Genomic DNA, 26,712 nt, shown 5'->3' on the forward strand with positions numbered 1-26,712 from the left:
TACCCAGGCCGTTGGCGCGGCATTGGCACTCGGCGCATTTCCGGTGCTGGCGACAGAGCCTGCGACCCGTGTCGAATCACCCTCTTCCGCGACCGGAACGGCCACCTTGCAGGCCGTTACGGTGACCGCCACTCGGCGCGAGGAGTCGCTGCAAAAAGTCCCGGTGGCGGTCACGGTCGTGGACGGCGAACAGCTCGAACGCGACAACCGCAACAGCGTCGCAGCCATCGCCCAGCAAGTGCCTACGCTGAATTTTCGCACTGGCGCGTCGAACAAGGATACGTCGTTGTTCGTACGCGGCGTCGGCACCATTTCAACGTCCCCCGGCGTGGAACCCACGGTCGCCACCGTGGTAGATGGCGTGGTCTACGGTCGCCCCGGCCAGGCAACGCTGGACTTGCTGGATCTGGAACGTATCGAAGTGCTGCGCGGTCCCCAAGGGACACTGTTCGGCAAGAATGCTTCGGCTGGCGTACTCAACGTCATCACTCGGGAGCCGACTGAGGAAACCCACGGCTACATCGATCAGTCCTGGTACACCGGCAACGAGAGCCGCACCCGCTTCGGCATCGGCGGCAGCCTGATTCCCGACACGCTGAAAGGCTCGTTGACCACCCTGTTCGGCACCTACGACGGCAACGTACACAACAAGGCCAACGGCCAGGAGGTCAATGGTTACAACCACAAGGGGATACGGGGCAAGCTGGAATTCACACCCAACGATGACGTCAAGCTGACGCTGATCGGCGACTACATGCAATCCCATGACGACACGCCCAACGGCGTGATCAGCCAGTCGCTGACCCCGGCCTTCGCCAATGCCCTGCTGCCGGTGCGCGCCAGCAGCGACAACCGCGATCTGGTGAGCGATTACCGCAGCCATGTCGATGACATCAACAAGGGCTTGTCCGCGCAACTGGACTGGAACCTCGGCGATTACACGCTGACCTCGATTACCGCCTGGCGCGGCTGGAACAACACGCAGTACCAGGACGGCGATCGTCTTGCGAACATCACCGCCGCGTTCCCCGGCACCGAAGACAAAGGCGATCTGGACTACAACCAATACTCGCAGGAGCTGCGTCTGGCCTCACCCAAAGGCCAATTTCTCGAATACGTCGGCGGGCTGTTTTACATGCACGGCAAGGACGAAGAAACCTACCGCCGCACGCTCGTCACGCCAACGGCCACCCACACCGGCATCGCCGACTACAGCACCACCAACGACAGCTACGCGGTGTTCGGTGAAACCACGCTCAATTTCACCTCGGCGTTTCGTGGCATCGCCGGTCTGCGCTGGACCCACGATGACCTGGAATACGATCACCGCCGGGTGTCGACGTCTGCCACCACGGTCAGCGGCATTCAGCCAGGGACCAGCAGCTCCGGTTCCGTGGACGAAGATGGCTGGTCGGGACGATTGGGTGTGCAATACGACCTCAGCGACAGCGTTATGGCGTATCTGACGTATTCGCGCGGCTACAAGGGCCCTGCGTACAACGTGTTCTTCAACATGCAACCGCGTGACACTGGCGCGCTTAAGCCGGAAACCTCGAACAACTGGGAAGTGGGTCTCAAAGCCAGCGCCTGGGACAACCGCCTGACCACCAATCTGGCGATCTTTCATAGCGAATACGACAACTACCAAGCCAACTTCTACGACACCGTGGCCGGTCAGGTGGTAACGCGGCTGATCAACGCGGGCAGTGTCAGCACCGAAGGCGTCGAGGCTGACTATGCGTTGCAGGTGACGCGCCAGTTCAAGGTCTCGGGGGCGCTGGCCTACACCAAGGCCCGTATCGACGAGTTCAGTTGCCCAGTGGGCGCTGCGGCGTCGTGCAACGTCAACGGCAAGCCACTGCCTTATTCGCCGGACTGGAAAAGCTACATACGCGCCGATTACAGCATTCCGCTGGACAACGGCCTGGACATCGAACTGGGCACCGACTACAGCTGGCAAAGCGAAGTGCAGTACGACATCAGCCAGAACCCGGACACCAAGCAAGGCGCTTACGGTATCTGGAACGCCAGCGTCGCGCTGGCCGACTACAGCAACGGCTGGCGCGTGGCCCTCCTGGCCAAGAACCTCACCGACAAATCCTATTCACCGTTGCTGGCCAGCGGCTCGGGCTACATCTACCGCGCGGTGCCCCGAGACGACGAACGCTACTTCGGCGTGCAACTGCGCAAGGACTTCTGATGACCCGACTCCCACAGGACAAGGAGCTTTCATGAGCGACGTATCGCGCCAGATCAAGCTCGGCGCATTTCTGATGGCCACCGGGCACCACGTGGCAGCCTGGCGCCACCCGGATGTGCCGTCCGATGCTGGGCTGAGTTTTGCTCACTACCGGCATCTCGCAACCGTGGCGGAAGCCGCTAAGTTCGACATGCTGTTCATTGCCGACAGCGTGGCCGCCGCCACCGGCGATATCGCCAGCCGCATGGCGCGCTCGGACCATTTCGAGCCGTTGACGCTGGTCTCGGCCTTGAGCGCGGTCACCGAGCGCATCGGTCTGGTGATCACGGCGACGACCACCTACAACGAGCCGTATCACATCGCGCGCAAGTTCGCCTCGCTGGATCATCTGTCGGCGGGGCGCGCCGGGTGGAATCTGGTGACCTCCGACGCGGCCGCCGAAGCGCTGAATTTCGGTCGCGACGAGCATCTGGAACACGCCCAACGCTACAGCCGGGCCGCCGAGTTTCATCAGGTCGTGACCGGCCTCTGGGACAGTTGGCAGGACGACGCCTTCGTGCGCAACAAAGCCAGCGGCGAGTATTACGACCCGACCCGATTGCATGTGCTTGATCACCGGGGTGAGCACTTTCAGGTCAAGGGGCCGCTGAACGTGGCCCGCTCGCCACAGGGCCAGCCCGTGGTGGTTCAGGCGGGTTCCTCCGAAGCGGGTCGGCAACTGGCGGCGCGCACCGCCGAAGTGGTGTTCACTGCACAACCTTCTCTGAGTGCAGCGCAAGCCTTCTATCGCGACCTCAAGGCACGCGCCTCGTCCTTTGGCCGAGACCCGGACAGCCTGAAAATCATGCCCGGCATGTTCGTCGTGGTCGGCGACAGCGAAGCCCAGGCGCAGGAAAAGTACGAAGCCTTTCAGGCGCTGGTCGAACCGCACGTCGGTGTTGCGCTGCTCGGGCGCATGCTCGGAAACTTCGACCTGTCCGGCTACCCACTAGACGAGCCGCTACCGCCCCTGCCGCTCACCCAAAGCGGTCAACAGAGTCGTCAGGCATTGCTGACCGAACTGGCGCAGCACGAGCAACTGACCTTGGCAGAACTGGGTCGCCGTATTGCCGGTGGTCGTGGGCATTTCAGCGTGATCGGCACCGCACGGCAGATCGCCGATCAATGGCAAGCCTGGTTCGAGCAAGACGCGGCCGATGGCTTCAATGTGCTGGTGCCGCACCTGCCAGGTGGTCTGGAAGACGTTGCCACTCACGTGATCCCGGAGTTACAGCGCCGGGGTCTTTTCCGCAGAGAGTATTCCGGCACCACATTGCGCGAGCACTTGGGCCTGCGACGCCCCGTACACCGCTTCGCCCATGCCTAGCCTCAATCAAGCCACCGCCAATCAAGCGAGCAAGACATGCAATCACTCAAACTGTTGTGGGCCGGCCTGCTGGCCTTGGGGCTGACCGGTACAGCGCTGGCGGACTCGCCGGAAACGGTGCGTATCGGCTATCAGAAAGGCTCGATCGCGCTGGTCCTGGCCAAGGAAAACCACCTGCTGGAACAGCGTTTTCCGGACACCCGCGTGCAGTGGATAGAATTCCCGGCCGGGCCGCAAATGCTTGAAGCCCTCAACATCGGCGCGCTGGACATCGGCTCCACCGGCGATATTCCACCGCTGTTCGCTCAGGCCGCCGGTGCGGACCTGGTGTACATCGGCGCTGAACCACCCAAGCCCGAGGCTGAAACCATCTTGGTCGCTGCAAACAGCCCGCTGCACAAAGTGGCCGACCTGAAAGGCAAGCGCGTGGCGTTTCAGAAAGGCTCCAGCTCCCATAACCTGATCCTGCGAGCGCTGAACCACGCAGGCTTGAACTACACCGATATTCAGCCGGTGTACCTGAGCCCGGCTGATGCCCGCGCCGCGTTCGAACAGGGCAGCGTCGATGCCTGGGCCATCTGGGAGCCGTTCTCGGCGCTCGCACAACTGAGCGGCCATGCACGCCTGCTGGCCAATGGCGAAGGGCTGGGTTTGTCCGGTCCGATTTACACCGCACGCCGTGCTTACGCCACACGATACGCGGACTTCATCCCTGCCCTGCTTGCAGAGCTGTCTGCTGCCGAGGCACTGACCCGCAGCCAACGCCAGTCGAGTCTGGACGTCCTGACCCGCTCGATGGGGCTGCCTTCCGAAGTCATCGCCCGCTACATGGACAGCCGCCCTGCCTCACCGATCCAGCCCATCAGCCCTGCCATCGTTGCGGCGCAACAGGCGACGGCGGATCTGTTCTATGAGAACCGCTTGCTGCCGAAAAAAATCGATGTCAGCGCCGTCGCTCACTGAGACGGACTTGCTCAAACCAGCGCCCTTCTGCGCTATATCGTTAGCGTTCGAAATTCTATTGGGACCGTGGTTCATAACGTTAGAGTGAAAGCATCGCGCATCCCAAGGGGAAACCTCGATGTCTTCACCTGCTCTTCAAGTGGCCTGGATCAATGGTGTCGGTGCGGTGCAGGGACTGGGCGCAGCCATTGCCCGACGCTTCGCTCAAGGCGGTTATCGCGTGGCGGTCACCGGCCGCAGTCGGGACCGACTCGATGCCGTGGTGGCGAGCATTCGTGAGGCGGGCGGTGAGGCCTTCGCAGTGGTCGCCGACGCAGGCAACGAGCACGATCTGTTGGCTGCGGTGCAGCAGGTCCGGGCGCTTGGGCCGTTGCATGTCGCGGTATTCAATGTCGGCAATTCGGTGTCGGCCCCAGCCCTCGACCTGAGTGCGGAATTATTCGAGCAAACCTGGCGCGCCTCGACCCTCGGTGGTTTTCTGTTTGCCCGGGAGAGCACCCGCCTGTTGCTGGAAAACGACGGCGGAAGCTTGTTGTTCACCGGTGCCACCGCTTCACTGCGCGGCAAGCCGCCGTATACCGCCTTTGCGGCCGCCAAGGCCGGGCTGCGTTCGCTGAGCCAGTCGTTCGCCCGTGAGTTCGGCCCACATAACGTGCACGTCGCCCATGTGGTGATCGACGGCGGCATCAACGGAGAACGGCTACGCCAGCATGCCCCGCAACGCGTCCAGACGGTTGGCGAAGACGGCCTGTTGGGCCTGGATGCCATCGCTGACGCGTATTGGTATCTGCATCGCCAGCCTCGCAGCGCCTGGACTCAGGAGCTGGATCTGCGCCCCTTCAAAGAACCTTTCTGACGTGCCTCACCGCAAGGAGTTGTCATGGGTATTCATCAGCCACACCTCACACCCGACGCCGTGACCGGAGAGCTCAATTACCTGCTCGATGACGGTACACACCCGGTCAACTACGCCTACCCACGGGAAGACGGCCTGCCGCAACGCATCGGCACGGTGCAGCCGACCCGCGTGGAAATTCACAATGCACGCCTGCTGGCCCGGCCACCGTTGTTGGACGATCAGGGTTTTCAGCGGATCGAACAACCCAGCGCGGTCAGCGACCTGCAGGACGAACAGCAGGTGCGCGAGCGTTATTACGCCGAAGCCGACGCCTTGATCCGCCAGGCCACCGGCGCAATCAAAACGGTGATTTTTGACCACACCATCCGCATCGACGAACCGGGTCGCGAAGCCAACGGCCTGCGCGAACCCGTGCGTTACGTGCACAACGACCAGACTGAACGCTCGGCCATTCGCCGGGTGCGCGATCACCTGCCGGCCGAGGAAGCCGAGCAGCGGCTGCGTAAGCGCTTTGCGATCATCAACCTCTGGCGCCCCATCGGCGGCCCGGTGTTCACCACCCCGCTGGCGGTGTGCGATGCCAGCAGCATTGATGCAGCGGACTTCATCCCAAGCGATCTGGTGTACCGCGACAAGGTCGGCGAGACCTTTGCCCTGCGCGCCAACCCACACCATCGTTGGTACTACTTCCCGCAGTTGCGGCCGGAAGAAGCCCTGTTGCTGAAGATCTATGACTCACGCACCGACATCGCCGCCCGTGCCGGTGCCCACACCGCTTTCGACGACCCGAACACACCTGATGACGCGCCACCTCGGCGCAGCATCGAACTGCGTGCGCTGGTGTTTTTTGACACTTGACAGCATGCTTTTATAGGCCATAAAGGAATTAATAAATGCCAATCAAGTATTTATAGTTCTATCGCAAGGCGGGTTACTGTGGACTCATTCGAACCCGCCTAGCGAGACTCAACCATGCCTGCTTCTGAAAACGTGATTGACCTGACCCTGGCCCGCAAGCGCCGACAGGCGCGCCTGATGGCACAGGTCATGTGGAATCTGTACCTGAGCCGCATGAACGTGCCGATGTACTCAACTCCAGCTGTCCTCAATCCACGCGAGATTCATTGGGCGTGAGACATGAACTACCTGGACACCGCCTCTGCCGAGAACGACCTTTCCACCTCCATCGACAGCCCCCTTTCCGAGCATGACCCCATTGGCCAGCAGGTCGCGATCAACCTGCAACGTCTGCGCTCCAAACGCTACCTGTCTCTGGACGCGCTGGCCCGTACGTCCGGTGTAAGCCGGGCGATGCTGGCCCAAATCGAGTCGGGCCGCAGCGTGCCGTCGATCAAAGTGCTGTGCAAAATCGCCAAAGCGCTGAAGGTGTCAGTGGCAGCCTTTCTGGAGAACCGTGCCTTTGAAGGGGTCGCATTACTGCCCGCCAGGCAGAGCAAGCAACTGGTCAGCGCCAGCGGCGACTTCATCAGCCGAGCGCTGTTTCCCTACGACACGGCACGTCAGACCGAGTTTTACGAGATTCGGGTAAAGCCCCTGGGCGAAGAAGTGTCCGACGCCCATGGGCCGGGGGTTCAAGAGAATCTGGTGGTTGCACAAGGCGTGCTGGAAATCAGTGTCAACGAGGAGCGCTACCTGCTGTCCACCGGTGACTCCATTTTGTTCTACGCCGACCAGCCTCACCGCTATCGCAACCCCGCCGACAGCGAGGCTGTCGCCTATCTGGTGGTTATCCATCCCGAGCGACTGGACTGAACCCCACCCTACCCGGCCCTGAATTGAAAAAAGCCCGGCGAATCGATTCGTCGGGCTTTTTTCAATCAGGCTAGCGTATCAGCAGGTGCAGCACATCATCGGCATGCCGTTGCAGCTCATCATCATCGGCATGCTGCAATCGACCATCATTTTCATCATCAGCATGCAGCAGTTGTTCATCATTTCCATGCTCATGCCTGGCATCGGCATCATCTTGCAGGTCATGCTGCCTGCCTCGACGGTGCATTCCATCATGCACTTCATCATCGGCATCGGCATGCCCATCGGCATCATCATCGGCATGTTCATGCCCGCCATCATGTTCATCATGCTCATGCCGTCTTCGGACATGCACATCATCGACATGTTGCCGCAGTGCATCATCATCGGCATGCCGCACTTCATCATCATGGCCATCATGTCGGCGCTGTTCTTGAACATCGCCATGTCCATGCCCGCAGCCGGTCTGAGGGTCATCATCATGCAGTCGGCCATCATGTCGCACTTCATGGTCGCCATCATCATGCCCATCATGGGCATCATCGGCATGGTGTTGTTCATCGGCATCTGCATTGCGTTCATCATGTTCGAAACTCCGTTATCGAAAAGTCAGTGCGAAAAGTCGTGCGAGGCAAAGGGTGTGCGAAGCAGTGGCGCCGATTCTAAAACCCGCGCTGATCAGGGCAAGCTGACAGCCTAGCAAACGGAATCAGTGCTGATTTGCCCCGGAAAACCAGCCTGACGTACGCAATGACTGCAATAACGATGGAAGGACTGTTTTGACAGATAAATCCGCACCGAAAGCCTACATGTTTACGCTATGGATATGGCATTGGGTTATTACCTAATAACCACCATGAATAATCGGTCTAAGAAATGAACGCAGAGCGTGGACAGGGGAACAATGCCCGGCAAATCCGTCCGCGTTTATGCGAAAGACATTCAGGATTGCGGGATCGAACTGAGCGATGGCGAAACACGATCGGCATATTGATATGCCATTAAGGTATTTAGCTTATTGCTTTTATACCTTTAGATTCATTGTGATACGGCTTATGTGACAAGTTGTTTCTGCACTTCGCCGCTGCTAACGCCTCTCCCACCCTCTTCGACGATTTCGAGCGTACGTGATGAAACGCACTTCCTCTGTGTCCCTGCCCGCCCTGATCGGTTCCTTGTGCCTGCTGACCGGCCTGTGGTCGGCGTCCTCCGTTGCGGGCCTGCTGGAGAAAGGCCGCAGCAGCGGACTGACCGCCGGTATTGCCAATGAACAACCCTACGCTTACATCGGCACCGATGGTCAGGTCACCGGTGCCAACATTGAAGTTCTCAAAGCGGTGCTGGCGCCATTGGGCATCACCCACATCGAGACGCCGATCACAGATTTCGGCTCGTTGGTACCGGGCTTGGCCGCCAAGCGCTTCGATCTCATCGGTGCGGGCCTGTTCATCAATCCGCAACGTTGCAAAGTGATCGGTTATTCCAACCCGGTGACTCGCTCCGGCGGCGCATTTATCGTCAAGGCAGGCAACCCGTTAAAGCTGCACAGCCTCAAGGACGTTGCGCAGAACGGCAAGGCGCGCCTGGCCACACAGCCGGGTAGCAATCAGGTGCAGGAAGCCAAGGACAGCGGTATCGCCAACGCCAACGTCGTGTTGTTCGACAAGGACACCGAAGCGCTGGCCGCCCTTGAGGCCGATCGTGTCGACGTGGTGTATTTTCCCGACGCGGAAATCATCAGCCTGTTGAAAAAGGCCAACAACCCGGCCATCGAACGCGCGTTGCCCTACGAGCAGATCCCCGACGCCCAGGGCAAACCGACCTGGAATTACCACGCCTATGGCTTGCCGAAGAACGATCCGGAGTTCATTCAGGCATTCAACGCGCAACTGGCCAAACTCAGGGCGTCGGGCGAGCTGCTGAAGATCCTGCAGAAATACGGCTACACCGAGAACGAACTGCCACCTGCCGACATCACCGCTGACCAGCGCTGCGCCCTGTGATCGCAAGGTAATGTCCACCGACAGACGAGATTCGCAATGAGCGCACTGACCAAACGGCTGCAGGGTAAGGACGGCCTGCTGAGCTGGGGCACGTTGGACTTCAGCCAGCCGCTGCTCAAGGACCTGCACCTGCCTTATTTCGACATTGTTGCCGAACAACCTGGGCCGCATATCGCGCTGATCGCCGGTATGCACCCCAACGAAGTCGATGCCATGGAAGCGGCGCTACAGGTAAAAGAGCACTTCGCCCGGCATCTGGTGCGAGGTTCCGTGTCGATCCTGCCGGTACTGAACATCCCCGGCCTGTACGCGCATGCGGAGTTCGTCTGCCCGGTGGACGGCAAGAACATCAACTTTCTGTCGCCCGGCGACCTGAATGGCTCTTTCAGCCAGGTGTTGATCCATGAGGTGCTGCACGAGTGGGCGAAAAACGCCGCAGTGTTCATCGATTTGCACGGTGGAGACCTGCGCGAGGAAGTGACGCGGTTCGTGATGTGTCAACTCACCGGCAACCCGGAATTCGATGCCCGGACTCGCGCTGTGGCGCATCAGTTCGACGCCGACAGCATCGTCGAATTTGCCGCAGACCAGACCAACAATCGCGGACGCGCCACCAACGAACTGCCGTGGCTGGGACGCCACGCGGTAATGGCCGAAGGCGGCGCCAATGGCGTGTTGGACCCGGTGTGCATCGACTTTCACGTTCAGGGCGTGCTGAACATTGCCCGCTATCTGGGGTTGACCGCCGAACCTGCGACGACCGTTAAGCAACGGCGCAATCAGGTGGTGCACAACTTCGCCAAGGTAGAGGCGCCTGCCAGTGGCCGTTTGTACCTGGACGTAGTTGCCGGTCAGACGGTGGAATCCGGCCAGCGTCTGGGCGTGCTCAAGGATCTCTTCGGCGACCCCCTGGGTGAACTGCACGCACCCCATGCCGGTCTGGTGTTGATGGTGGTCAATCACCCCATCATCAACCGTGGCGAGTGGCTGATCAGCCTCGCGCCGCTGCCCGACCGAGTCCCTGACGATGTTGATTGATCCCCTGCTGCCCGGGTCGTCAGGCCCCCTGACCTGCTGCCGGAGCACCCTTTGATGCACACTGCCACGTTCATCGCCGGCCAATTGGCCAAGGGCGCTTGGGTGACCCTGCAAATCACCGTCATGGCCGAGGTATTGGTGCTGGTGCTGTCGTTTGTGATCGCACTGATGCGTTTATCGCCGTGGCGCGTCGTGCGCTGGATCGCCACGCTGTATGTGGAGGTTTTGCGCGGGATTTCGGCCTTGGTGCTGCTGTTTTACCTGTTCTTCATTCTGCCGTTGTTCGACATCAGCCTTTCTCCGATGACCACCGGGGTCATCGGCCTGGGACTGACGTTCTCTGCCTATGGTTCGGAAATCGTGCGCGCTGCGCTGCTCAACGTCAGTCAGGGGCAGCGTGATGCCATTCGCGCGCTGGACTTCGGGCCCGTCATCGCGCTGCGTCGAATCATTCTGCCGCAGGCCTTGCCGGTCATGCTGCCGCCTTTGGGGAACCAGTTGGTTGAATTGCTCAAGACCACTTCGCTGGTGTCGCTCATTACCCTCACCGACCTGACGTTCTCCGGTGCCCAGCTCATCACCACCCTCGGCCAGCAAACGTTGATCTGGTGCCTGGTGCTGGCGGTGTATTTCCTCATGGCCTGGCCACTGACCCGTCTGGTACGTCGCTATGAACGCCATCTCACGGCATGGCGCGAGCAGCGGCAAAGGGAACGGGGGTAAGGCAATGGATTTCGATTTCGGATTTGCCTGGTCAATTGTCCCGGACCTGCTGCGCGGCCTGTCGGTGACCGTGCAGGTGGTGGTACTGGGCTTTCTGCTGGCCGTGTTGTTGGGCCTGCTGCTGGCGTTGGCGCAGCGCTCGTCGTCGCGCACGCTCGGTACGATGTGCGCCGGTTATCTGGGGTTCTTTCGCAGCACGCCCTTGATGGTCCAGCTTTATGTGCTGTTTTTCGCCTTGCCGTTGGCCGGGCTGACCCTGCCAGCATTCGCCACCGGTGTCATCGGGCTCGGGCTCTACTACGCCGCCTACATTGCCGAAGCCTTTCGCGGCGCGATCGATGCCGTACCCGAGGGGCAATGGGAGGCGGCTCGCGCACTGGATTTCGACACCGCCACCACCTGGCGTCGGCTGATTCTGCCCCAGGCACTGAAACCGCTGTTCCCGGTGCTGGGCAATTACCTGATAGGCATGTTCAAGGAAACGCCCTTGCTGGCCGTGATCACCCTGCCCGAGCTGTTTCAGGCCGCCAAGCAGATCGCGGGCATGACTTACCATTACAACGAACCCTACACACTGATGGCGTTGATGTTCCTGGCCATCAGTGTCCCGACCTCCCTGTTTTTCAGGTATCTGGAGCACCGCCGTCATGTCTGAGCGCCCGAACTCTCCTGCACCGGCGCAGATTGTGTTCAAGGATGTGGTCAAGCGTTTTGGCGAAACGCTGATCATCGACCACCTGAGCCTGAGCATTCCCCAAGGACAGAAAGTCGCGCTGATCGGCCCCAGCGGCTCCGGCAAATCCACCGTGCTGCGCCTGATCAAAGGCCTGGAAGCCTATCAGCACGGCAGCATTGAGGTGGCCGGGAGCCTTGTCTCGCAGAAACACCGCAGTTGGCACTGGCCCGGCCGTCGGCCCGCGACCGTGCACCGGGTCGGGATGGTGTTTCAGCAGTTCAACCTGTTCCCCCACCTGACGGTGCTGGAAAACATCGCCGAAGCCCCGCAGCGGGTACTCGGGCTCAGCCCGGAACAGGCGCGGGACCGCGCACGGGAATACCTGGAAAAAGTCGGTTTGAGCCACAAGGCCGACGCCTGGCCGGGCAAACTCTCCGGCGGTCAGCAGCAACGTGTGGCCATCGCCCGTGCGCTGGCCATGCGCCCGCAAGTGTTGCTGTTCGATGAGGTCACCTCCGCCCTCGATCCAGAGTTGGTGGCTGAAGTGCTCGCGGTGATTCGCGTCATTGCCCATGAGCAGCAGACCACAATGCTGCTGGTCACCCACGAGATGGGGTTCGCCCGGGATATCGCCGACCGGGTGTTGTTCATGGAGAGCGGTCGGATCGTCGCCGACGGCACGCCGCAGGAAATTCTGATCAACCCGGTGAACGAGCGCACACGACGCTTTCTCAATCGGGTCGAACGACGCGACACCGAGACACTCGCCGAGTGGCCGCCAGCCGTCCCCCGGCACGCCGCACACTGATTCGGTGACCGAACAGGCCGGATCAGCACCCGCTGCACCGGCCTCATGACGACCACGCACAAAGGAAACTGCCATGAACCGTCGACTGATCCTCGCCTTTTCGCTACTGATGTCTGCCGCAGGCGTCCATGCCGCCGAGCGCTGGGAAACCTTGCCCGCCACCCCGGCCTCGGTGGCCGCCACCAAAACCGGCTACGCCACGGTCAATGGCGCACGCATCTACTACAGCGTGTCCGGTCACGGCTCGCCCGTGGTGCTGCTGCACGGAGGGCTGTCGAATTCCGATTACTGGGGCTATCAGGTGAAAGCGCTGACGGGCAAACACACCGTCATCCGCATCGACAGTCGGGGCCATGGCCGCAGCTCGCGAGACGCCCAGCCTTATGGCTACGATTTGATGAGCGATGACGTGATCGGCGTGCTCGACACACTGAAGATCGCCAAAGCCGATATCGTGGGCTGGAGCGACGGTGCGATCATCGGGCTGGATCTGGCGATCCGTCACCCTGAGCGCACCGGCAAAGTCTTCGCCTTCGCGCCGAACACGCAAACCTCCGGGGTCAAGGAAGGCGTAGAGAAAAACCCGACGTTCGCTGCCTTCATCGAGCGGGCTGGCAAGGAGTACGCAAAGCTGTCGCCCACGCCGAAGGAGTACGACGGCTTCGTCGAGCAAATCAGCCACATGTGGGCCAGCCAACCCAATTGGAGCGATGCCGATCTGCAAAAGATCACCTCGCCCGTGCTGATCGTCGATGGCGATCATGATGAGGCGATCAAGCGCGATCATCTGGAATACATCGCCGCCACCATTCCCCATGCCGGGCTGCTGATCCTGCCCAACACCAGTCACTTCGCGTTCATTCAGGACCCGGCGTTCTTCAACGCAGCAGTCACGCACTTTCTGGACGGGAAATAAATCGCGGGCACAGGTAAAAGCCGGGCGATTTGCCCGGCTTTCGCGTTAATGGCTCCAGCGTCGATGCAGCCCGCGCGCCAAGGCATCCAGCAGAAAGCCCAAGACGCCAATCAGCAACACCATGGACATCAACTCCGAATACGCCAACCGGTCCCGCGTATCGAGGATGAAGTAACCCAGTCCCGCGCTGACTCCGAGCATTTCACACGGCACCAGCACGATCCAGAGAATGCCAATGGCCAGTCTGACGCCCGTCAGCACATGGCCCAGCACGCCGGGGATGATCACTCGACTCAAGGTTTCCCAGCGACTGGCGCTCAGGCTACGGCTCAGTTGCAACCAGCGCGGGTCAAGCTGACGCACTCCCGCGACGGTATTGAGCAGGATTGGCCATACAGCGGCGAACGCCAGCAGGAAATAGATCGGACGATCGCCCACGCCCATCAGCATCACCACCACCGGCATCCACGACAGCGGTGAAATCATGCGCAGAAACTGAAACGCCGGGGTCGTTGCGGCTTCCAGATTGCGCGAGCCACCGATCAACAGGCCCAGCGGTACGCCGATCAACAGTGCCAGCAGCAGACCCACGACGATGCGTTTCAGACTGACCAGCACATGCTCGTACAACTCCGGACGACCGAGTAGCTGCCACAGGCTGACGAAGGTTTCCTGAGGCGAAAAGCGGGCCGCCAGCCCGCTGCCATCACTGAACAGCCGCACGCCCAACCACCACAGCACCAGCAGCGCCAGCACACCGGCCAGCCCCAGTGCCCAGTGGCGGGCAAAAGACACCTTGCTCGTCACGCGCCGTACTCCTCGGTTCGCTGGAAGCTTTCCGCCAGGCCAAACGTCTTCAGCCCACCGACCGCGGCAATGCTGTTACGCACGAAGCGGTCATCGACCAGATCGCTGGCCACCTGGTGAGGGTCGAGAGCAGCCAGAAAGCCCTTGTCGCCTTCTATCAAGGTGCCTTTCAGGCGCCGCACCAGTTCTTCGGTGTAGCTGGGAAATGGATACGGCTGGAAGTCGATACGGTGCTCGTCCCACTGCGCATGCCGGATCGCACCGCTGGCCAAATAGCCTTGCCGCTCGCTGACTGCGGGCGCCAGCACCCGGTCCAGCACGCTTTGCGCATGAGGCGTATAGCGATTGTCGCCATCGCGAGACAGCAGTTTTGCCGCTTCGGCGCGGTTGTCGCGGGTCCAGACTTGCGCCTTGACGATGGCATTGACCACCTTCTGCGACCACGCTGGACGGTTGTTCAGGTCATGCTCGTGCATGAACACGGTGCAGCAGGCATGGTTACGCCAGACGTCGCCGGTGAAGCGCTGGATCCGCCCGACCTGAAGGTCCTCGGCCAGCGCATTGAACGGCTCGGCAACGATGAACCCGGCGATGCGCTTGCTGGCCAACGCAGGTGGCATGTCCGATGGCGGCAGCACCAGAAGATTGACCTCGTTGCTGGCCAAGGCGGCGTTCGCCGGTTTGCTCACCGGGGTCAGGCCGTTGTCACGCAGCAATTGCTGCACCACCACGTTATGGATCGAATACCAGAACGGAATCGCCACGGATTGCCCGCCCAATTGGCGAACCTCGCTGATCTGCGGAGCCACCGTCAGGCCTGAACCGCCAACGTGGTTCCACGCGACGATCTTCGCGGGCACCTTGCTGCCATAGCGCGCCCAGATGGTCATTGGCGAGAGCAAATGGATGACGTTGACCTGGCCAGAAATGAAGGCCTCGATCACCTGCGCCCAACTGCGCAACAGCACGGGGCGCTCGGCCTGAATGCCTTCGGCTTCGAACAGACCGTTGTTGTGCGCCACCAGCAGCGGCGTGGCGTCGGTGATAGGCAGGTAGCCAATGCGCACCGGAGCGTCAGGCTCACTCGCGGCACGGGCTTGCAGGCTGTCGAGCAGCGGCAAGGCACCGGCTGCGGTCAGCAACGCGCCGAGTTTAAGAAAGTCGCGACGTGTGTGAGTGAAGTCGTCCAGGCACATGGCCATTCTCCGGCGATTCGAGCGTTTCAGGATGGGATTGAGGAGTGCGGCTCGCCCGCCGAAGGGTTTTAAGGATGTCGACACGCAACACGCCCAGTTCCTCGACCCGGTCGGCCCTTGGCCGTGGCAGGTCGATGCGCCACTCCCCCACCGTCCGCGCCGGGGTGTTACCCAGTAACAGGATGCGGTTGGAGAGCAACAAGGCTTCGTCGATGTCATGGGTAATCAGCACCACGGCCGTGCGGTGCCGGGCAGTGACGTCCAACACCAGTTGCTGCATGTCGGCGCGCGTCACTTCGTCCAGTGCGCTGAAAGGTTCGTCGAGCAACAACACGTCCGGATGGCGCGCCAGGCAACGGGCCAGCGCAGTGCGCTGAGCCATGCCCCCGGACAATTGCGCCGGGTGATAGGTACGGGCATGACTCAGGCCGACTTCAGCGATCGCCTGCTCGACCCGCCTCTTTCGCTCTGCCGCCTCCAGCACCGGTTGACTGGCGAAATCGAGGCCGAAGGCGACATTCTTTTCCAGCGTCAGCCAGGGCAACAGGCCGGGATCCTGAAAGGCCACGGCGATACGCGGGTGCGGCCCACTGAGACGTTCGCCACCAACGCTAACGCCGCCTTCACGGGCGCTCTGCAACCCTGCCAGCACCCGCAACAGGCTGGATTTACCAACGCCGCTGGGGCCGAGTATCGACACCACTTCGCCCGCTTCGACGTGCAGGTCGAAACCTTGCAGCACCGTGTGCCAGCCCTGTTCGCCGGGATAGCCCAGACTGATGCCTGACGCTTGCAGTACGCCGCTCATGCTGCGTGATTTCCGGCTTGACGCTGCAACTCGGCCCGCAGTTGCACCAGGCTTGGCGTGACGATGGGCACGAAGGCCGACTCCCGCCAGCGCCGGGCAAAGTCGCTGCCGTATGCACTGAGAAACGCCTTGCCGCCACTGGCCTGCAGTTCCAGTTGCACCGCGTTCGCCACCGAGTCAGCCAGGGCGATGCGCAGGCGGAACAGCTCGGCAGGACGGGCCAGGAAGCGGCCATCGAGCAAACCGGCTTTTACTTCATCGACAGCGGCTTCGAGACGATGACGCTGGGTCTGATACTCATCACTTAACACGGAACGGGTGCCTGCGAGGTGGGTATTGACCTCTTCCAGCGCACGACGCGCCAGCCCGATGGACATGCCGCATTGCAAGCCCAGAAAGGCGGGGCGTACCGCAGGCAGGAACTGCCGGGCATCTTCGTGGAGCAACCAGTCGCGGCTTAGCGCTACATCCGTGAAATCCAGCGCTGCCGTGTTACTCGATTGCAGGCCCATCAGTTGCAGATCGTCCGAACGGCGCACACCCGGGAGGCCCTCAGGGATCGCCAGTACAAACGGAGGCTGGCCCGCCTGTGGCTCGATGGCCGCCGCGACCACGAAACCGCTCTTGCGCAGATTGGTCACCCAGTGCAGACGGCCCTCCAGCGCCCAACCGTCATCGCGATCGGCGGCCCGGACCTGCAGCGTCTCGATACCGGAAAGGAACTTCATTGCGTTGGACAGCCCGGTGGCCCCGGCCAGCCGACCCTGCAGCAAATCCGGTAACAGACGCTCACGCAGACCGGCGTTCGGACTTTGCAGCAGGTATTCAATAAACGCCCGTTGCCCCCAGAAAACAAACGCGGCGGCCAGCGAATGCCGGGCAACTGCCGCCACGGCTTCCACCGCATCAGCAACCGTGCCACCGGCGCCACCTGACTCAGCGGCGACGCCAATGCGCAGGACATCAGCGCCAGCCAGTTGCGTCAACACGTCCTCCGGCTCCTGGGTGCCGAGGTCTAGCGCCTGGGCGCGGGCGTCGAGCCAGTGGCCGAGAGCCGGATCAAACATGGTCTGCTTCCTTGTTCATCTTGGATCGAAAATAGGCGCAGCATCAGCCTGCCAGGCCCTGCCAGCGGTATTTGGCCAGTTCAGGGTTCAGCTCGGTGCGCGCAAAGACGTTGGCGAAATTGCACAGCGTCGCCAGGCTGACCCCGAGGATCACTTCCAGCGCGTTACCCTGGGTGTAACCGGCGGCCTGAAAAGCGGCGTAAGTCTCATCGCTGACGTTGCCGCGCGTGGCAATGACTTCACGCGCGAAGGCCGCCACGGCTTCCAGTCTGGCGTCCGGCAACGTATGACCTGCACGCAGCGCATCCACCACGTCCTGAGCAAGACGCGCCTTGTTCAGGCCGACAGCGGTATGCCCGGCGACGCAAAAACCACAGCCATGCTGGGTGGCGGCAATCAATTGCACCACTTCCCTTTCTGCCAGACTTAGCTCAGCCTTGCCGTTCAAGCCGGACACGGTCAGGTAGGTCTCCAGCGCAGCCGGTGCATTGGCCAGTGCGCCGAGCAGATTGGGAATGTAGCCGTTGGCTTTGAGCGCGTTTTCCAGAAACGGCTTGGCGGCCTCAGGGGCACTTTGCGGTGTGTGAACGGTAATGCGTGACATGTAGGAACTCCTCGAAACAGGGCGTCCGACAAGTGTGTTGGTTATAAAAATTTCGATCCATATTCTAAAGTAGCGATTACTTGCTCCAGAGTGTTTCCCTTAGATGAATTCTTCCAGCCCCCTTGTCGATTGGTTATTAGAGAGCCTTGAACTGGACGCCAGCGTGTTCCACGTCGGCCGATACTGCGGTGGCTGGCACGCCACGACACAAGGCCTGGCACGCTCCAGCTTCCATCTGCTGGTGCAGGGCCATTGCTGGCTGCACATCGATGGCCAAGCGCACGGGCTGAGACTGGACAGCGGCGACGCCGTGTTTCTGGTGCGTGATCTGCCTTATCGACTGTCCGGTGAGGAAGATCCCCAGACCGCCGCCTGCCAGCCGCGTGTCGACATGCAGGCGCTGGACAATCGTGCAACGGACGGCGTCGGGCTGGTGTGCGGTTTCTTTCACTTCCGGGCGGGGTTGTCGTCGCTGATCGTCGAGTCGTTGCCGGACGTGATCGTGCTGCGTGTCGACGATCCTTCCTCCAGCGCAGCACGCAGCCTGTTCGAGCTGATCCTGCAAGAATGTCAGCGTGTACCCGGCCCCTCGGCGGCATTGCTGGAGCGCTTGAGTCACCTGCTGTTTCTTTACGTGCTACGCCAGCATGTCAGTGACAACCCCGCTCTCGGCGGACTGGTGGCGCTCGCTCGGCAACCGGTATTCGCGACCTTGCTTGAGCAGCTGATTGCCGAACCGGGGCAGAACTGGACGCTGGAAAGCATGGCGGTGTGCACCGGGCTGTCACGTTCGGCGTTTTTCAAGCGCTTCAATGAAGTCGCCGGGCAATCACCGGGCAATGTGCTGCTGGCCCTGCGCATGCGTCATGCCGCGCAACTGCTCAAGGCCAACAACACCGTGGAGTCGGTGGCCGACAGTGTGGGCTACCAGTCCAACGCCGCCTTTACCCGCGCATTCACCAAAGTGGTCGGGATACAACCGGGCGCTTACCGTAAGCGTCAGTAGGGCACGCCCTTCCTGCTTTAAGTCAGCCCGTTTGCTTCAAGAACAGACGGGGGTCAGCGCGGCTGTTCAAAGAGATCCCGGTGCCTGGCCGCCATGACCGTGACAGGCAGAAACGACACGGCAGCAGTGATCGCAATGACAGTCACCGCAACGGTGATACCGGCATGGTCGCCCACATAGCCGTACAGCACCGGAGCCAGTGCACCGGAGCCAATCGTGCCGGTGTAAAAAATCGAAAAGGCTTTCTCAAGCCCGGGTGCCTCAACCACATCGGTGACGGCACCATAGAGCACCGAAGAGGTGCCGTTCAACACCACGCCGAGCAAAGGCAGGACCAGCATGGCCACTGTCAGCGGCGCGACCAGAACGGCCACAATGAGCACGGCGGTCGCGACCTCCGTCAGCATGATCGTTCTGGCGCTCCCCCAGGAATCGGCCATCCAGCCACAGCAGAACTTGCCGATCGCACCACCAATGAAAACCAGCGTCAGGCTGAGTCCCGTCTGCGTCAGCGAACCGCCATGGGCCTTGATGACGAAGGGCAGGAACGTGAGAAACCCCATCCTCACGGCGCTGTCCAGCACTGCAGTGACGAGCAATGCCCGGAATCCGAGTGGGTTACCGCGCCCTTCGCCAGTGCTGGAAATTTTTTGACTCGTCGCATGCTCAGCCAGGGTGCCGGCGTTTTTCAGCAGTGCTCCGATGCCCCATGCCGCACACAGTCCGACGCCCGCGTACACCATCACCACATCGCGGTAGGCGCCATAAGCCAACAATGCCGCCGCCGAGGCAGGCAGCAATGACTTACCGACATCGCCAGCAAAGTTGTAGAGACCAAGAGGCCGCTTGGCGGCCTTGCCGTATGCACGTGACACCAGGCCTGATGCAATGGGATGCTGAACACTTGCGCCGACCCCGGCGACCACCAACGCCGCACCCAGCGCAATCCCGCTACCTGCCAGGCCCGCCAACAACCAGCCCAGCGCGGTGATGACCGTTGACAGGACAAGCAGCTTCGTCGGTCGAATCCTCGCAGACAACGACGCGGCGGGTATTTGCAATACCGCCAACGTCAATGCGTAGGCACTTCTGAGCACGCTCAAGCCTACGTAACCGAGCATGAACATGTCCTGCCAAACTGGCAGGAACACGTACACCAAGTCGCTCAGCCCGTCATGCGTTGCGTGCGCGGTGCATGCCGCGATGAGCGTACTTTTACGTGTGGTTGGTTTAGTATCCGACGAATCAGGCGCTGGGACTAAAGAGGTCATGGTCGACAATCGCGGCAGAGAAAGCTCATTGTGTCCCGACCAAAGGAACCGTGGTTAATGAAAGGATTTAATGCCCTATGAATGTGCTTCAGAGCCTCGATGATGGCCGCTAGAAAGTTTCCCTCGATGGCCGCGCTCAGGGGGTTTGAAGCTTGCGCCCGCTACCTCAACTTCTCGCAAGCGGCGCTGGAACTGCATGTCACGCAAAGTGCAATCAGCCATCAAATCAGGCAACTGGAAGAGCTGCTGGAAACCGAGCTTTTTGCGCGGACTGCCGGGGCGATGATGCTGACCCAGGCTGGCGTTGAACTGCTGCCCATCGTCCGCCGGTTTTTAAAAGATTTCTCAGCGCTGGCCACACGCTTCGACAGAGACGTTCAGGGGCCCGTTTCGATCGAACTGTTCGTTCATGATTCCTTTGCCAACACCTGGCTGATTCCTCGGCTTTCGGCCTTCTATGCCAAACACCCGGGTATCCGCATTCTGCTCAATACCGAGGACTTTTCCAGGTTCGACAATGCAAGCGGACAAGCCGCCATACGCCTTGAGGCGCGAGAGGCGTCCTGGCCGGGGTTGTATTCGGAATTCATCCTGGCCGAACGCATCTTTCCTGTTTGCAGCCCTGCCCTCGTCCAGCGGTTGGGATCTCCTGAAACCGCGGCGGACGTTCTCGATTTTCCCGTCATCCTGCGCGCCAGGAGCATGGCCAATGGCGAGCAAATCTCGACGCCCTCCTGGGACTACTGGCTTCAGAAGCACGGGCTGACACGCTCCTCGCTCAATTGCGCACTGGTCGTGCCGCATTCCAACATGGCCGTTTCTGCGGCCATACGGGGCTTGGGAGTGGCCATGGCCCGGACCTCGCACATCTCGGATGAACTGCACACGGGAGCGCTGCAGAAGTTACTCGATGAGGAAATGGACAGTGACACCGGCTATCACTTTCTGTGTTCTCCGGGGAGACAGAACTCGCCAGAGATTCGCGCGATCCTCGACTGGTTGAAATCCGAATGCGGGGATCAGTCGCCTGTTGGGGCTTGATGCAATCGTCTTCAGAGCGTCGGTAAACACAGCGCTGCGCGGACACGGCATCTTCGCCCGGTGTGCTAACCCCGGTCAGTCCCCTCCAGCGACAACCCTGATCCGATGACAATCAGACGGCCCCAGTGGCTCGCCGCTGGCTGAACGGACCACCAGTGGCATCACCGGCTGGCCGGATGCAGTGTCCAACAACAGCGAGCGCGTCTCATGAGGTTCAAACTCAAAACGCTCGCCCCACTGCCGCAGGCTGACCACAACCGGAAAAATCGCTCGCCCTTTGTCTGTCAGCACGTATTCCTTGTAAGCACTGCCGTCCGAAGCCGGGCAGATGTCGAACACGCCGATCTCGACCAGCGCTTTGAGCCGTGACGCCAGAATGTTCCTGGCGACCCCCAAGCTCTTCTGGAATTCACTGAAACGGCGGATATCGTCGAACGCGTCGCGAATGATCATCAACGACCAGCGATCACCAATCGCCTCAAGCGATCTGGCGACCGGGCATTCCCGAGCGTCGTGCAAAAAGGTGTCAGCCATTTTTCTACCTTTCCAATCATGGGGCTGTGTGGAAGCGACTTGACCCGTACAAATCCGGTTGCAATTTGAAACAAGATCAAGCAAAAATCCAGTCAGGTTTCGATTTGCAACCAGATTACCTGCATGGAAGACGTTATGACAGCAGCGTTCAAATCACCCTCGGGTCACCCGCCAAAACCCGGCTCAACGGGGCTGCCTCGTGGCGAAAATCCGGATGCCGACACACCGCCCACCGGTCTTGGCGCGTCACTTAGCCTGTTGCTGTCCGTGACCTGCGGACTGGCCGTCGCCAACGTCTACTTCGCTCAGCCGCTGCTCGATTCCATGGCTGAAAGTCTGGGCGTCGCGTCGGGGCTGATCGGCATCGTGGTCACCATGACTCACGTCGGCTACGCGCTGGGGTTGCTGTTTCTCGTTCCACTGGGCGACCTGATTAATCGCAAACGGCTGGTGCTGACTCAGACCGGAATCTGCGCCCTGGCACTTGCGGGCGTCGGCGCGTCACAGGCATGGCCAGTCCTTTTGGGCGCCATGGTCATCGTCGGCCTGATGGCCGTGGTTGTTCAGGTGCTGGTTGCCTACACGGCAGTGCTGGCGCCACCCTCACAGCGCGGACAGGCCGTCGGCACCGTGACCAGCGGCATTGTGCTGGGGATTCTGCTGGCACGTTTCACGTCCGGGCTGATCGCTGATATGGCCGATTGGCGAGCGGTGTATTTCGCTTCTTCGGGGCTGATGCTGACCCTTACTGCGGTGTTGTTCAAATGCGTGCCCGATGCCCCGCCTTTGCGAACCGGCGGCACGTATGCGGGGCTGATCCGTTCACTGTTCACATTGCTGCTGAGTGAGCCGGTATTGCAACTCCGGGGGTTGCTGGCCCTGCTCATCTTCGCTGCATTTTCCGTGTTGTGGACGGCGATGGTATTGCCGCTGAGCGCACCGCCGCTCTCGTTGTCTCACACGGCCATCGGCTTGTTCGGCCTGGCAGGTGTGGCCGGTGCGCTGGCTGCGAAAAGAGCCGGTCGCTGGGCCGACCAAGGTCTCGGCCAGCGAGTCAGCGGCATCGCTCTGGGCCTGTTGACGCTGTCATGGCTGTCCATCGGCTTCGCCCAGACCTCACTGCTCGCCCTTGCCTGCGGCGTGATTGTGCTCGACTTCGCTGTTCAGGCCGTTCACGTCACCAATCAAAGCCTGATCTTTGCCGCACGGCCGGACGCCCAAAGCCGCATGGTCGGCGCCTACATGTTGTTCTACTCCATTGGGAGCGCCCTTGGCGCTGCGGCTGCAACCCAGACCTACGAACGCTACGGATGGCCTGCCGTCAGCCTGCTGGGCGCGTCGATCAGCGCCACCGCTTTGCTCCTGTGGTTTGTCACCGCCCGTTACTCAACCTCCCGTCAAGGAAGATCCCCATGAAACTCAGACACCTGCTGCTTGCCATCTCGATCACTGCGATATGGGGCGTGAACTTCTCGGTCATCAAACTGGGACTTGCCACCGTCGACCCGTTCATCCTGGCCGGCATGCGGTTCACCCTGTGCGCCCTCCCCGCGATATTTTTCATACCCAAACCGGATGTCCCATTGCGCTACCTCGCTGGGTATGGTCTGGTCTTTGGCGTCGGTTTGTGGGGCGTGGTCAACTTGGGCATCCAGTCGGGGCTGTCGGCGGGCATCGCGTCGCTGGTGCTGCAATTCAGCGCGTTCTTTACCATCCTGCTGGGCGCCCGCGTCTTCAAAGAAACAGTGTCCCGTTATCAGATCGCTGGAATGGCCATCGCCTTCTGCGGTTTGCTCAGCATCATTGCTATCGTCGACGGGAGCGTGACATCGAGCGGCCTGGCGCTGGTATTGATGGGGGCGCTGGCGTGGAGCGTGGCGAACGTGATCAACAAGAAGGCCAAGACCCCGCACGTGTTTGCCTTTCTGGTGTGGTCCAGCGCGTTTTCACCCATTGCGCTGTTTGCCCTCGATTTCGCGGTGAACGGCACAACCGGGTATCAAACGCTGATCACTCAGATGGACGATCGCGCTGTGCTGTCGATCCTGTTTCAGGTTTACCCCAACACCTTGTTCGGCTACTGGGTGTGGAATTCCCTGATGAAACGCTATCCGGTCTCCACGATTGCGCCGCTATCGCTGCTGGTGCCGGTGTTCGGCCTGCTCGGCTCCGTGATCATCTTCAACGAGAACCTGTCACTCAACAAAATCGTCGCCGTGGTGCTCATCGTGACAGGCCTGGGTGTGGGGCTGTACGGGCAACGGCTCATGAGCGCACTGATCAACCGACCGATACAGCCACAGCGCTGACGTGTCAGGTGTTGAGTCTCGATTGTTCATACAAGAGGTGGGCAAGCCTGCTTTGCCAGCGTTCCATCTTTGTAGGCACGCCGCCAGTACGCACGTTTAACTTGCGTAACTCTGCCACTCCGATGCTCCAGTGATCTATCACTCGGAACGATACTGGGCTGAGGAACTCATCTTAAGGGACGGATTTAAAATCGGGCCTTTCACGGCCCGTCCGGATTTTTCCGGATTTGATAAGGCGGAGCACACACCATGCAAACCTTGGATGACCTTAAAAACTCCCGAGCTGTTGCCAGTTTCATTTCTCGCCCGAGGCTGATGCTGGGAATGGTGATCTTCTGTGCCGGGGTGACCCTGCTGACGGTCGAAGCCGCCTCAACTTTGTACCGATGATCATTGCCGTGTCCCCACATCAAGTGCGGTGACCACAGGCATCCACCACTCAACATCCTCAGGATGTTGCCACCGAAGGAATGACCTATGCAGTCCAGACAACCCATCGTTGCTTTAGCCATGGCTCTGCTATGCGCAGTCTCAACCGTCTCTTATGCGGCAGATGATCCCAGCGTTACGCTGGATCGCCCTGGTACCGGGGACAGGGAATACAAAGTGGGTGATCCTGTCCCCGATGAATATCAACGTGAAAGCATGGAGGTCAAAGACTGGAAAAGCCGCCACTTGAAGGCGCCGACTGAACACGAGCAATGGGTGCAAATAAAAGGCAAATACGCCTTGATCAGCGTGCCTACGGGCACCATCAAGGAGATGGTCGACAAATAGTCCTCAGGAGGCCACAACCTCCTCAGCTACCGTTGAGAAGCATGTTCGACAGATGGGCTTAGCCCTGACAGTCGCGGCGTCACCCCAGCTTCCACTCTACATCGGTGACGCCGAGCTTCTCCGCTTGGGGTTGACTCAGCTTTTTGATGGGATCAGTTCGATAATTAGGGAGCTGGCCGATCCCAGCGTCCACGTTCGCCCAGTGCCACGCTTGCGCGTTATTCATATCAGTTGCCCGAATGTAGAACGTCTTGTAGGCACCGTTCAGTAGGCAGTCGATCCGATAGTGAATACTTCCGCTCGGCAAATACTGGGAACGATGCGTCCAGTGCACCGCTCCCTACTCCATGGACAGCCGTTGTCCATCAAGGAATGAAGAGGAATTCAGCATGTTCAATCCAATAAAAAGATCCGTTCCAGCGTTCGCCCTCATCGCTGCGTTGGGTACTCCCCTGGCCTACGCAGCTCAGGACGATGATTTCGTAGAAGACGCCTCTGCCAAAGGCGTGGCGGAAGTGGAAGCCGGGAAGCTGGCCCAGGAAAAGGGTACAGCCGCCGATGTGAAAAGCTTTGCTGACATGATGGTCCAAGACCACACTGCCGCCAACGCCAAACTCAAGTCGATTGCCGATGCGAAAAATCTTGAGGTATCTGACAGTGCTGAGCTGGTCGACAAAGCGAAGGCGATGATTCTTGAACTCAGAGGCGCCAAGTCGTTCGATCAGGCGTACGCCAACAATCAGGTCAAGGCTCACGAAGCGACCATTGAGCTGTTCGAGAAAGAGGTATCCGACGGCAAGGATGCGGAACTCAAAGCTTTCGCATCCGACACCCTGCCAAAACTGAAGACCCACCTGGAGCATGCAAAGGCGCTAGCGAAAGCCCATGGCGGTGATGCCGCGAGGTGATGCCGCGAACTGACACCACCTGCGCCGCGCTTATCAACGGCGGCGCATTTCACCACGCGCAGAAAAGGATTTCGTTATGGTCATCTCTTACGACGGTATCGCTTCGCTGTGTGTTTCTGCTGGCAAAGATCCATTGCATACGCGTCGCCTGCACACCATCGCTTTCATCAAGCTCAGGAGTGAATATCCGAAAGGGCTAGGCTTGGTGGACTTCGTGGGTCATTTGAATCGTCCCACGGGTTTCAAACACGTGCAGATTTGCACCTCAGGAGGGCCATCGCTTTCAGGAGAAATCATTGATTATCTAGAGCATGGGAACGGGGGCTGGATCAGGTTCGAGGTAGGTGGATCATGACCTGTTGCTTTCCACCTACTGGAGCGATAAAGCGGCTGATCACGCAATTTTAGGAGGCAGTTGTTTCTTGGTGTGGGGCATGGCGGCAAACTCGGCTCGAAGCTCTCCTATCAATTCCGAGATGGCCCGACTGGTGCCCAACGTCGCGATATCAATCCCACCTACCGCTAAATTGGCACCCGTGGCTCGGTCGATGATTTCGATGGTTAACTCATTGGCCGAAGGTGACGTGCATCGACATTCGAGAGGCAAAAATCCTGACTCGATGATGTGGCGTAACTCAAGCAGAGAAATAGACATGGTGTTTTCCTTTTTTTGTGTGTGCGGTCGACTCCGAGACAATTGTGTTAATTCAATCTTTCGGCCTGAAGGCGGCGACAGAAACGTTCCCATCACCTGTCAGGAGGGCATATGAACCATTCCCATCCCAACGCTGAAGCAGAGGTGGCAGGGCACTTGCTCAGACTGCGTAGCGCTATTCAAGCTCTCGCTGAACGACACACCTCTGAACGCCATGAGCTTTCCGGCCATCAGACGGTGGATTCACGGCAAAGCCTGCTGCTCAGCTTCGAACGGCTGGAGGCCTGCGTCGACGAAATGCAGCAGATCCTCGCAACCATCGTGGAAGCCACACACCCCGGATGACCCAGGCACCAGGAATACTGACTCCGCCCTTCCGGTCACGTCCGCGGTGTCATCTGTCC

31 protein-coding genes are annotated in these 26,712 nt (G+C 60.3%); 22 read left to right on the forward strand and 9 right to left on the reverse strand.

Annotated features, from left to right (window positions below):
* The first annotated feature begins 46 nt into the window (after positions 1 to 46).
* From ACI2KB_RS04410 to ACI2KB_RS04475, 14 genes are all read left to right on the forward strand, one after another.
* Positions 47 to 2,200 (forward strand): TonB-dependent receptor, encoded by a 2,154-nt coding sequence (locus ACI2KB_RS04410; protein WP_404632752.1) that lies wholly within the window; start codon positions 47 to 49, stop codon positions 2,198 to 2,200.
* Positions 2,201 to 2,231: 31 nt separating this feature from the next.
* Positions 2,232 to 3,566, forward strand: a complete 1,335-nt coding sequence (locus tag ACI2KB_RS04415) for an LLM class flavin-dependent oxidoreductase (RefSeq protein WP_404631804.1) — start codon at positions 2,232 to 2,234, stop codon at positions 3,564 to 3,566.
* A 36-nt stretch (positions 3,567 to 3,602) separates the two neighbouring features.
* The gene (locus ACI2KB_RS04420; protein ID WP_404631806.1) at positions 3,603 to 4,529 is read left to right on the forward strand and encodes an aliphatic sulfonate ABC transporter substrate-binding protein; all 927 of its coding nucleotides are present in this window, start codon (positions 3,603 to 3,605) and stop codon (positions 4,527 to 4,529) included.
* Between the two features lie 118 nt (positions 4,530 to 4,647).
* Positions 4,648 to 5,385: an SDR family NAD(P)-dependent oxidoreductase gene (locus tag ACI2KB_RS04425; protein WP_404631808.1), complete on the forward strand. Its 738-nt coding sequence runs from the start codon at positions 4,648 to 4,650 to the stop codon at positions 5,383 to 5,385.
* Positions 5,386 to 5,409: 24 nt separating this feature from the next.
* Positions 5,410 to 6,246, forward strand: a complete 837-nt coding sequence (locus ACI2KB_RS04430; RefSeq protein ID WP_404631810.1) for a CmcJ/NvfI family oxidoreductase — start codon at positions 5,410 to 5,412, stop codon at positions 6,244 to 6,246.
* A gap of 114 nt (positions 6,247 to 6,360) precedes the next feature.
* On the forward strand, positions 6,361 to 6,522 hold the full coding sequence (locus ACI2KB_RS04435) for a hypothetical protein (protein WP_404631812.1): 162 nt from the start codon (positions 6,361 to 6,363) through the stop codon (positions 6,520 to 6,522).
* 3 nt (positions 6,523 to 6,525) lie between these two features.
* The gene (locus ACI2KB_RS04440; RefSeq protein WP_404631814.1) at positions 6,526 to 7,161 is read left to right on the forward strand and encodes a helix-turn-helix domain-containing protein; all 636 of its coding nucleotides are present in this window, start codon (positions 6,526 to 6,528) and stop codon (positions 7,159 to 7,161) included.
* A gap of 85 nt (positions 7,162 to 7,246) precedes the next feature.
* Positions 7,247 to 7,861, forward strand: coding sequence for a hypothetical protein (locus tag ACI2KB_RS04445; RefSeq protein WP_404631816.1), 615 nt, complete (start codon positions 7,247 to 7,249; stop codon positions 7,859 to 7,861).
* A gap of 430 nt (positions 7,862 to 8,291) precedes the next feature.
* A complete protein-coding gene (gene ehuB, locus ACI2KB_RS04450) occupies positions 8,292 to 9,164 on the forward strand; it encodes an ectoine/hydroxyectoine ABC transporter substrate-binding protein EhuB (protein ID WP_404631818.1) in 873 nt (290 codons plus the stop codon).
* A 36-nt stretch (positions 9,165 to 9,200) separates the two neighbouring features.
* Positions 9,201 to 10,202 (forward strand): succinylglutamate desuccinylase/aspartoacylase family protein, encoded by a 1,002-nt coding sequence (locus ACI2KB_RS04455; RefSeq protein WP_404631820.1) that lies wholly within the window; start codon positions 9,201 to 9,203, stop codon positions 10,200 to 10,202.
* A 54-nt stretch (positions 10,203 to 10,256) separates the two neighbouring features.
* A complete protein-coding gene (gene ehuC, locus ACI2KB_RS04460; protein ID WP_404631822.1) occupies positions 10,257 to 10,925 on the forward strand; it encodes an ectoine/hydroxyectoine ABC transporter permease subunit EhuC in 669 nt (222 codons plus the stop codon).
* 4 nt (positions 10,926 to 10,929) lie between these two features.
* Entirely contained in the window at positions 10,930 to 11,580 is a 651-nt protein-coding gene (gene ehuD, locus ACI2KB_RS04465) for an ectoine/hydroxyectoine ABC transporter permease subunit EhuD (RefSeq protein WP_404631824.1), read from the forward strand.
* The gene (locus tag ACI2KB_RS04470) at positions 11,573 to 12,409 is read left to right on the forward strand and encodes an amino acid ABC transporter ATP-binding protein (protein WP_404631826.1); all 837 of its coding nucleotides are present in this window, start codon (positions 11,573 to 11,575) and stop codon (positions 12,407 to 12,409) included. Before ehuD ends, ACI2KB_RS04470 begins: the two co-directional genes overlap by 8 nt.
* Before the next feature lie 73 nt (positions 12,410 to 12,482).
* Complete coding sequence (locus ACI2KB_RS04475; RefSeq protein WP_404631828.1) at positions 12,483 to 13,325, forward strand: alpha/beta fold hydrolase; 843 nt, start codon at positions 12,483 to 12,485, stop codon at positions 13,323 to 13,325.
* Positions 13,326 to 13,370: 45 nt separating this feature from the next.
* On the opposite strand, the gene ACI2KB_RS04480 is transcribed toward ACI2KB_RS04475, so the two are convergent.
* From ACI2KB_RS04480 to ACI2KB_RS04500, 5 genes are read right to left on the reverse strand one after another with little or no spacing between them, the layout of a single operon-like run.
* Positions 13,371 to 14,120: an ABC transporter permease gene (locus ACI2KB_RS04480; protein WP_404632754.1), complete on the reverse strand. Its 750-nt coding sequence runs from the start codon at positions 14,118 to 14,120 to the stop codon at positions 13,371 to 13,373.
* An 8-nt stretch (positions 14,121 to 14,128) separates the two neighbouring features.
* Positions 14,129 to 15,328, reverse strand: coding sequence for an ABC transporter substrate-binding protein (locus tag ACI2KB_RS04485; protein WP_404631830.1), 1,200 nt, complete (start codon positions 15,326 to 15,328; stop codon positions 14,129 to 14,131).
* The gene (locus ACI2KB_RS04490; protein WP_404631832.1) at positions 15,285 to 16,136 is read right to left on the reverse strand and encodes an ABC transporter ATP-binding protein; all 852 of its coding nucleotides are present in this window, start codon (positions 16,134 to 16,136) and stop codon (positions 15,285 to 15,287) included. Before ACI2KB_RS04490 ends, ACI2KB_RS04485 begins: the two co-directional genes overlap by 44 nt.
* Positions 16,133 to 17,203, reverse strand: coding sequence for an acyl-CoA dehydrogenase family protein (locus ACI2KB_RS04495; RefSeq protein ID WP_404631834.1), 1,071 nt, complete (start codon positions 17,201 to 17,203; stop codon positions 16,133 to 16,135). Before ACI2KB_RS04495 ends, ACI2KB_RS04490 begins: the two co-directional genes overlap by 4 nt.
* Positions 17,204 to 17,246: 43 nt before the next feature.
* Positions 17,247 to 17,807 carry a carboxymuconolactone decarboxylase family protein gene (locus ACI2KB_RS04500; RefSeq protein ID WP_404631836.1) on the reverse strand — a complete coding sequence of 187 codons (561 nt, stop codon included), beginning with the start codon at positions 17,805 to 17,807 and terminating at the stop codon, positions 17,247 to 17,249.
* Positions 17,808 to 17,910: 103 nt separating this feature from the next.
* Between ACI2KB_RS04500 and ACI2KB_RS04505 the strand changes: the two genes are divergently transcribed.
* On the forward strand, positions 17,911 to 18,813 hold the full coding sequence (locus ACI2KB_RS04505; protein ID WP_404631838.1) for an AraC family transcriptional regulator: 903 nt from the start codon (positions 17,911 to 17,913) through the stop codon (positions 18,811 to 18,813).
* A gap of 53 nt (positions 18,814 to 18,866) precedes the next feature.
* Here ACI2KB_RS04505 and ACI2KB_RS04510 read toward each other — a convergent pair whose 3' ends face one another.
* Entirely contained in the window at positions 18,867 to 19,970 is a 1,104-nt protein-coding gene (locus tag ACI2KB_RS04510; protein WP_404631840.1) for an MFS transporter, read from the reverse strand.
* 240 nt (positions 19,971 to 20,210) lie between these two features.
* On the opposite strand from ACI2KB_RS04510, the gene ACI2KB_RS04515 reads away from it, so the two are divergent.
* The gene (locus tag ACI2KB_RS04515; protein WP_404631842.1) at positions 20,211 to 21,125 is read left to right on the forward strand and encodes a LysR substrate-binding domain-containing protein; all 915 of its coding nucleotides are present in this window, start codon (positions 20,211 to 20,213) and stop codon (positions 21,123 to 21,125) included.
* Between the two features lie 75 nt (positions 21,126 to 21,200).
* On the opposite strand, the gene ACI2KB_RS04520 is transcribed toward ACI2KB_RS04515, so the two are convergent.
* Positions 21,201 to 21,659 (reverse strand): winged helix-turn-helix transcriptional regulator, encoded by a 459-nt coding sequence (locus ACI2KB_RS04520; protein WP_404631844.1) that lies wholly within the window; start codon positions 21,657 to 21,659, stop codon positions 21,201 to 21,203.
* A gap of 135 nt (positions 21,660 to 21,794) precedes the next feature.
* Here ACI2KB_RS04520 and ACI2KB_RS04525 point away from each other — a divergent pair, with 135 nt between their 5' ends.
* The 3 genes from ACI2KB_RS04525 to ACI2KB_RS04535 all read left to right on the forward strand — a co-directional run bounded on the left by ACI2KB_RS04525 (position 21,795) and on the right by ACI2KB_RS04535 (position 24,745).
* Positions 21,795 to 23,075 (forward strand): MFS transporter, encoded by a 1,281-nt coding sequence (locus tag ACI2KB_RS04525; RefSeq protein ID WP_404631846.1) that lies wholly within the window; start codon positions 21,795 to 21,797, stop codon positions 23,073 to 23,075.
* Entirely contained in the window at positions 23,072 to 23,968 is an 897-nt protein-coding gene (locus ACI2KB_RS04530) for an EamA family transporter (RefSeq protein ID WP_404631848.1), read from the forward strand. Before ACI2KB_RS04525 ends, ACI2KB_RS04530 begins: the two co-directional genes overlap by 4 nt.
* Positions 23,969 to 24,445: 477 nt before the next feature.
* Entirely contained in the window at positions 24,446 to 24,745 is a 300-nt protein-coding gene (locus tag ACI2KB_RS04535; RefSeq protein WP_404631850.1) for an RcnB family protein, read from the forward strand.
* 79 nt (positions 24,746 to 24,824) lie between these two features.
* On the opposite strand, the gene ACI2KB_RS04540 is transcribed toward ACI2KB_RS04535, so the two are convergent.
* Complete coding sequence (locus ACI2KB_RS04540) at positions 24,825 to 25,037, reverse strand: DUF6555 family protein (protein ID WP_404632756.1); 213 nt, start codon at positions 25,035 to 25,037, stop codon at positions 24,825 to 24,827.
* A gap of 97 nt (positions 25,038 to 25,134) precedes the next feature.
* Here ACI2KB_RS04540 and ACI2KB_RS04545 point away from each other — a divergent pair, with 97 nt between their 5' ends.
* On the forward strand, positions 25,135 to 25,653 hold the full coding sequence (locus tag ACI2KB_RS04545) for a DUF4142 domain-containing protein (RefSeq protein ID WP_404631852.1): 519 nt from the start codon (positions 25,135 to 25,137) through the stop codon (positions 25,651 to 25,653).
* A gap of 76 nt (positions 25,654 to 25,729) precedes the next feature.
* Entirely contained in the window at positions 25,730 to 26,008 is a 279-nt protein-coding gene (locus ACI2KB_RS04550) for a hypothetical protein (protein WP_404631854.1), read from the forward strand.
* Between the two features lie 39 nt (positions 26,009 to 26,047).
* Here ACI2KB_RS04550 and ACI2KB_RS04555 read toward each other — a convergent pair whose 3' ends face one another.
* The gene (locus ACI2KB_RS04555) at positions 26,048 to 26,308 is read right to left on the reverse strand and encodes a DUF1652 domain-containing protein (RefSeq protein ID WP_404631856.1); all 261 of its coding nucleotides are present in this window, start codon (positions 26,306 to 26,308) and stop codon (positions 26,048 to 26,050) included.
* Positions 26,309 to 26,419: 111 nt separating this feature from the next.
* Between ACI2KB_RS04555 and ACI2KB_RS04560 the strand changes: the two genes are divergently transcribed.
* On the forward strand, positions 26,420 to 26,653 hold the full coding sequence (locus ACI2KB_RS04560) for a hypothetical protein (RefSeq protein ID WP_404631858.1): 234 nt from the start codon (positions 26,420 to 26,422) through the stop codon (positions 26,651 to 26,653).
* Positions 26,654 to 26,712: the final 59 nt, after the last annotated feature.

This window comes from Pseudomonas sp. NPDC088444 (assembly GCF_044900175.1).
GTDB lineage: Bacteria > Pseudomonadota > Gammaproteobacteria > Pseudomonadales > Pseudomonadaceae > Aquipseudomonas.

Bases quoted from the DNA above. Each gene is read 5' to 3' on its own strand.
- ACI2KB_RS04415 (WP_404631804.1), top strand. From the start codon at position 2,232: ATGAGCGACGTATCGCGCCAGATCAAGCTCGGCGCATTTCTGATGGCC.
- ACI2KB_RS04420 (WP_404631806.1), top strand. From the start codon at position 3,603: ATGCAATCACTCAAACTGTTGTGGGCCGGCCTGCTGGCCTTGGGGCTG.
- ACI2KB_RS04425 (WP_404631808.1), top strand. From the start codon at position 4,648: ATGTCTTCACCTGCTCTTCAAGTGGCCTGGATCAATGGTGTCGGTGCG.
- ACI2KB_RS04430 (WP_404631810.1), top strand. From the start codon at position 5,410: ATGGGTATTCATCAGCCACACCTCACACCCGACGCCGTGACCGGAGAG.
- ACI2KB_RS04435 (WP_404631812.1), top strand. From the start codon at position 6,361: ATGCCTGCTTCTGAAAACGTGATTGACCTGACCCTGGCCCGCAAGCGC.
- ACI2KB_RS04440 (WP_404631814.1), top strand. From the start codon at position 6,526: ATGAACTACCTGGACACCGCCTCTGCCGAGAACGACCTTTCCACCTCC.
- ehuB (WP_404631818.1), top strand. From the start codon at position 8,292: ATGAAACGCACTTCCTCTGTGTCCCTGCCCGCCCTGATCGGTTCCTTG.
- ACI2KB_RS04455 (WP_404631820.1), top strand. From the start codon at position 9,201: ATGAGCGCACTGACCAAACGGCTGCAGGGTAAGGACGGCCTGCTGAGC.
- ehuC (WP_404631822.1), top strand. From the start codon at position 10,257: ATGCACACTGCCACGTTCATCGCCGGCCAATTGGCCAAGGGCGCTTGG.
- ehuD (WP_404631824.1), top strand. From the start codon at position 10,930: ATGGATTTCGATTTCGGATTTGCCTGGTCAATTGTCCCGGACCTGCTG.
- ACI2KB_RS04470 (WP_404631826.1), top strand. From the start codon at position 11,573: ATGTCTGAGCGCCCGAACTCTCCTGCACCGGCGCAGATTGTGTTCAAG.
- ACI2KB_RS04475 (WP_404631828.1), top strand. From the start codon at position 12,483: ATGAACCGTCGACTGATCCTCGCCTTTTCGCTACTGATGTCTGCCGCA.
- ACI2KB_RS04485 (WP_404631830.1), bottom strand. From the start codon at position 15,328: ATGTGCCTGGACGACTTCACTCACACACGTCGCGACTTTCTTAAACTC.
- ACI2KB_RS04490 (WP_404631832.1), bottom strand. From the start codon at position 16,136: ATGAGCGGCGTACTGCAAGCGTCAGGCATCAGTCTGGGCTATCCCGGC.
- ACI2KB_RS04495 (WP_404631834.1), bottom strand. From the start codon at position 17,203: ATGTTTGATCCGGCTCTCGGCCACTGGCTCGACGCCCGCGCCCAGGCG.
- ACI2KB_RS04500 (WP_404631836.1), bottom strand. From the start codon at position 17,807: ATGTCACGCATTACCGTTCACACACCGCAAAGTGCCCCTGAGGCCGCC.
- ACI2KB_RS04505 (WP_404631838.1), top strand. From the start codon at position 17,911: ATGAATTCTTCCAGCCCCCTTGTCGATTGGTTATTAGAGAGCCTTGAA.
- ACI2KB_RS04515 (WP_404631842.1), top strand. From the start codon at position 20,211: ATGGCCGCGCTCAGGGGGTTTGAAGCTTGCGCCCGCTACCTCAACTTC.
- ACI2KB_RS04520 (WP_404631844.1), bottom strand. From the start codon at position 21,659: ATGGCTGACACCTTTTTGCACGACGCTCGGGAATGCCCGGTCGCCAGA.
- ACI2KB_RS04525 (WP_404631846.1), top strand. From the start codon at position 21,795: ATGACAGCAGCGTTCAAATCACCCTCGGGTCACCCGCCAAAACCCGGC.
- ACI2KB_RS04530 (WP_404631848.1), top strand. From the start codon at position 23,072: ATGAAACTCAGACACCTGCTGCTTGCCATCTCGATCACTGCGATATGG.
- ACI2KB_RS04535 (WP_404631850.1), top strand. From the start codon at position 24,446: ATGCAGTCCAGACAACCCATCGTTGCTTTAGCCATGGCTCTGCTATGC.
- ACI2KB_RS04545 (WP_404631852.1), top strand. From the start codon at position 25,135: ATGTTCAATCCAATAAAAAGATCCGTTCCAGCGTTCGCCCTCATCGCT.
- ACI2KB_RS04550 (WP_404631854.1), top strand. From the start codon at position 25,730: ATGGTCATCTCTTACGACGGTATCGCTTCGCTGTGTGTTTCTGCTGGC.
- ACI2KB_RS04555 (WP_404631856.1), bottom strand. From the start codon at position 26,308: ATGTCTATTTCTCTGCTTGAGTTACGCCACATCATCGAGTCAGGATTT.
- ACI2KB_RS04560 (WP_404631858.1), top strand. From the start codon at position 26,420: ATGAACCATTCCCATCCCAACGCTGAAGCAGAGGTGGCAGGGCACTTG.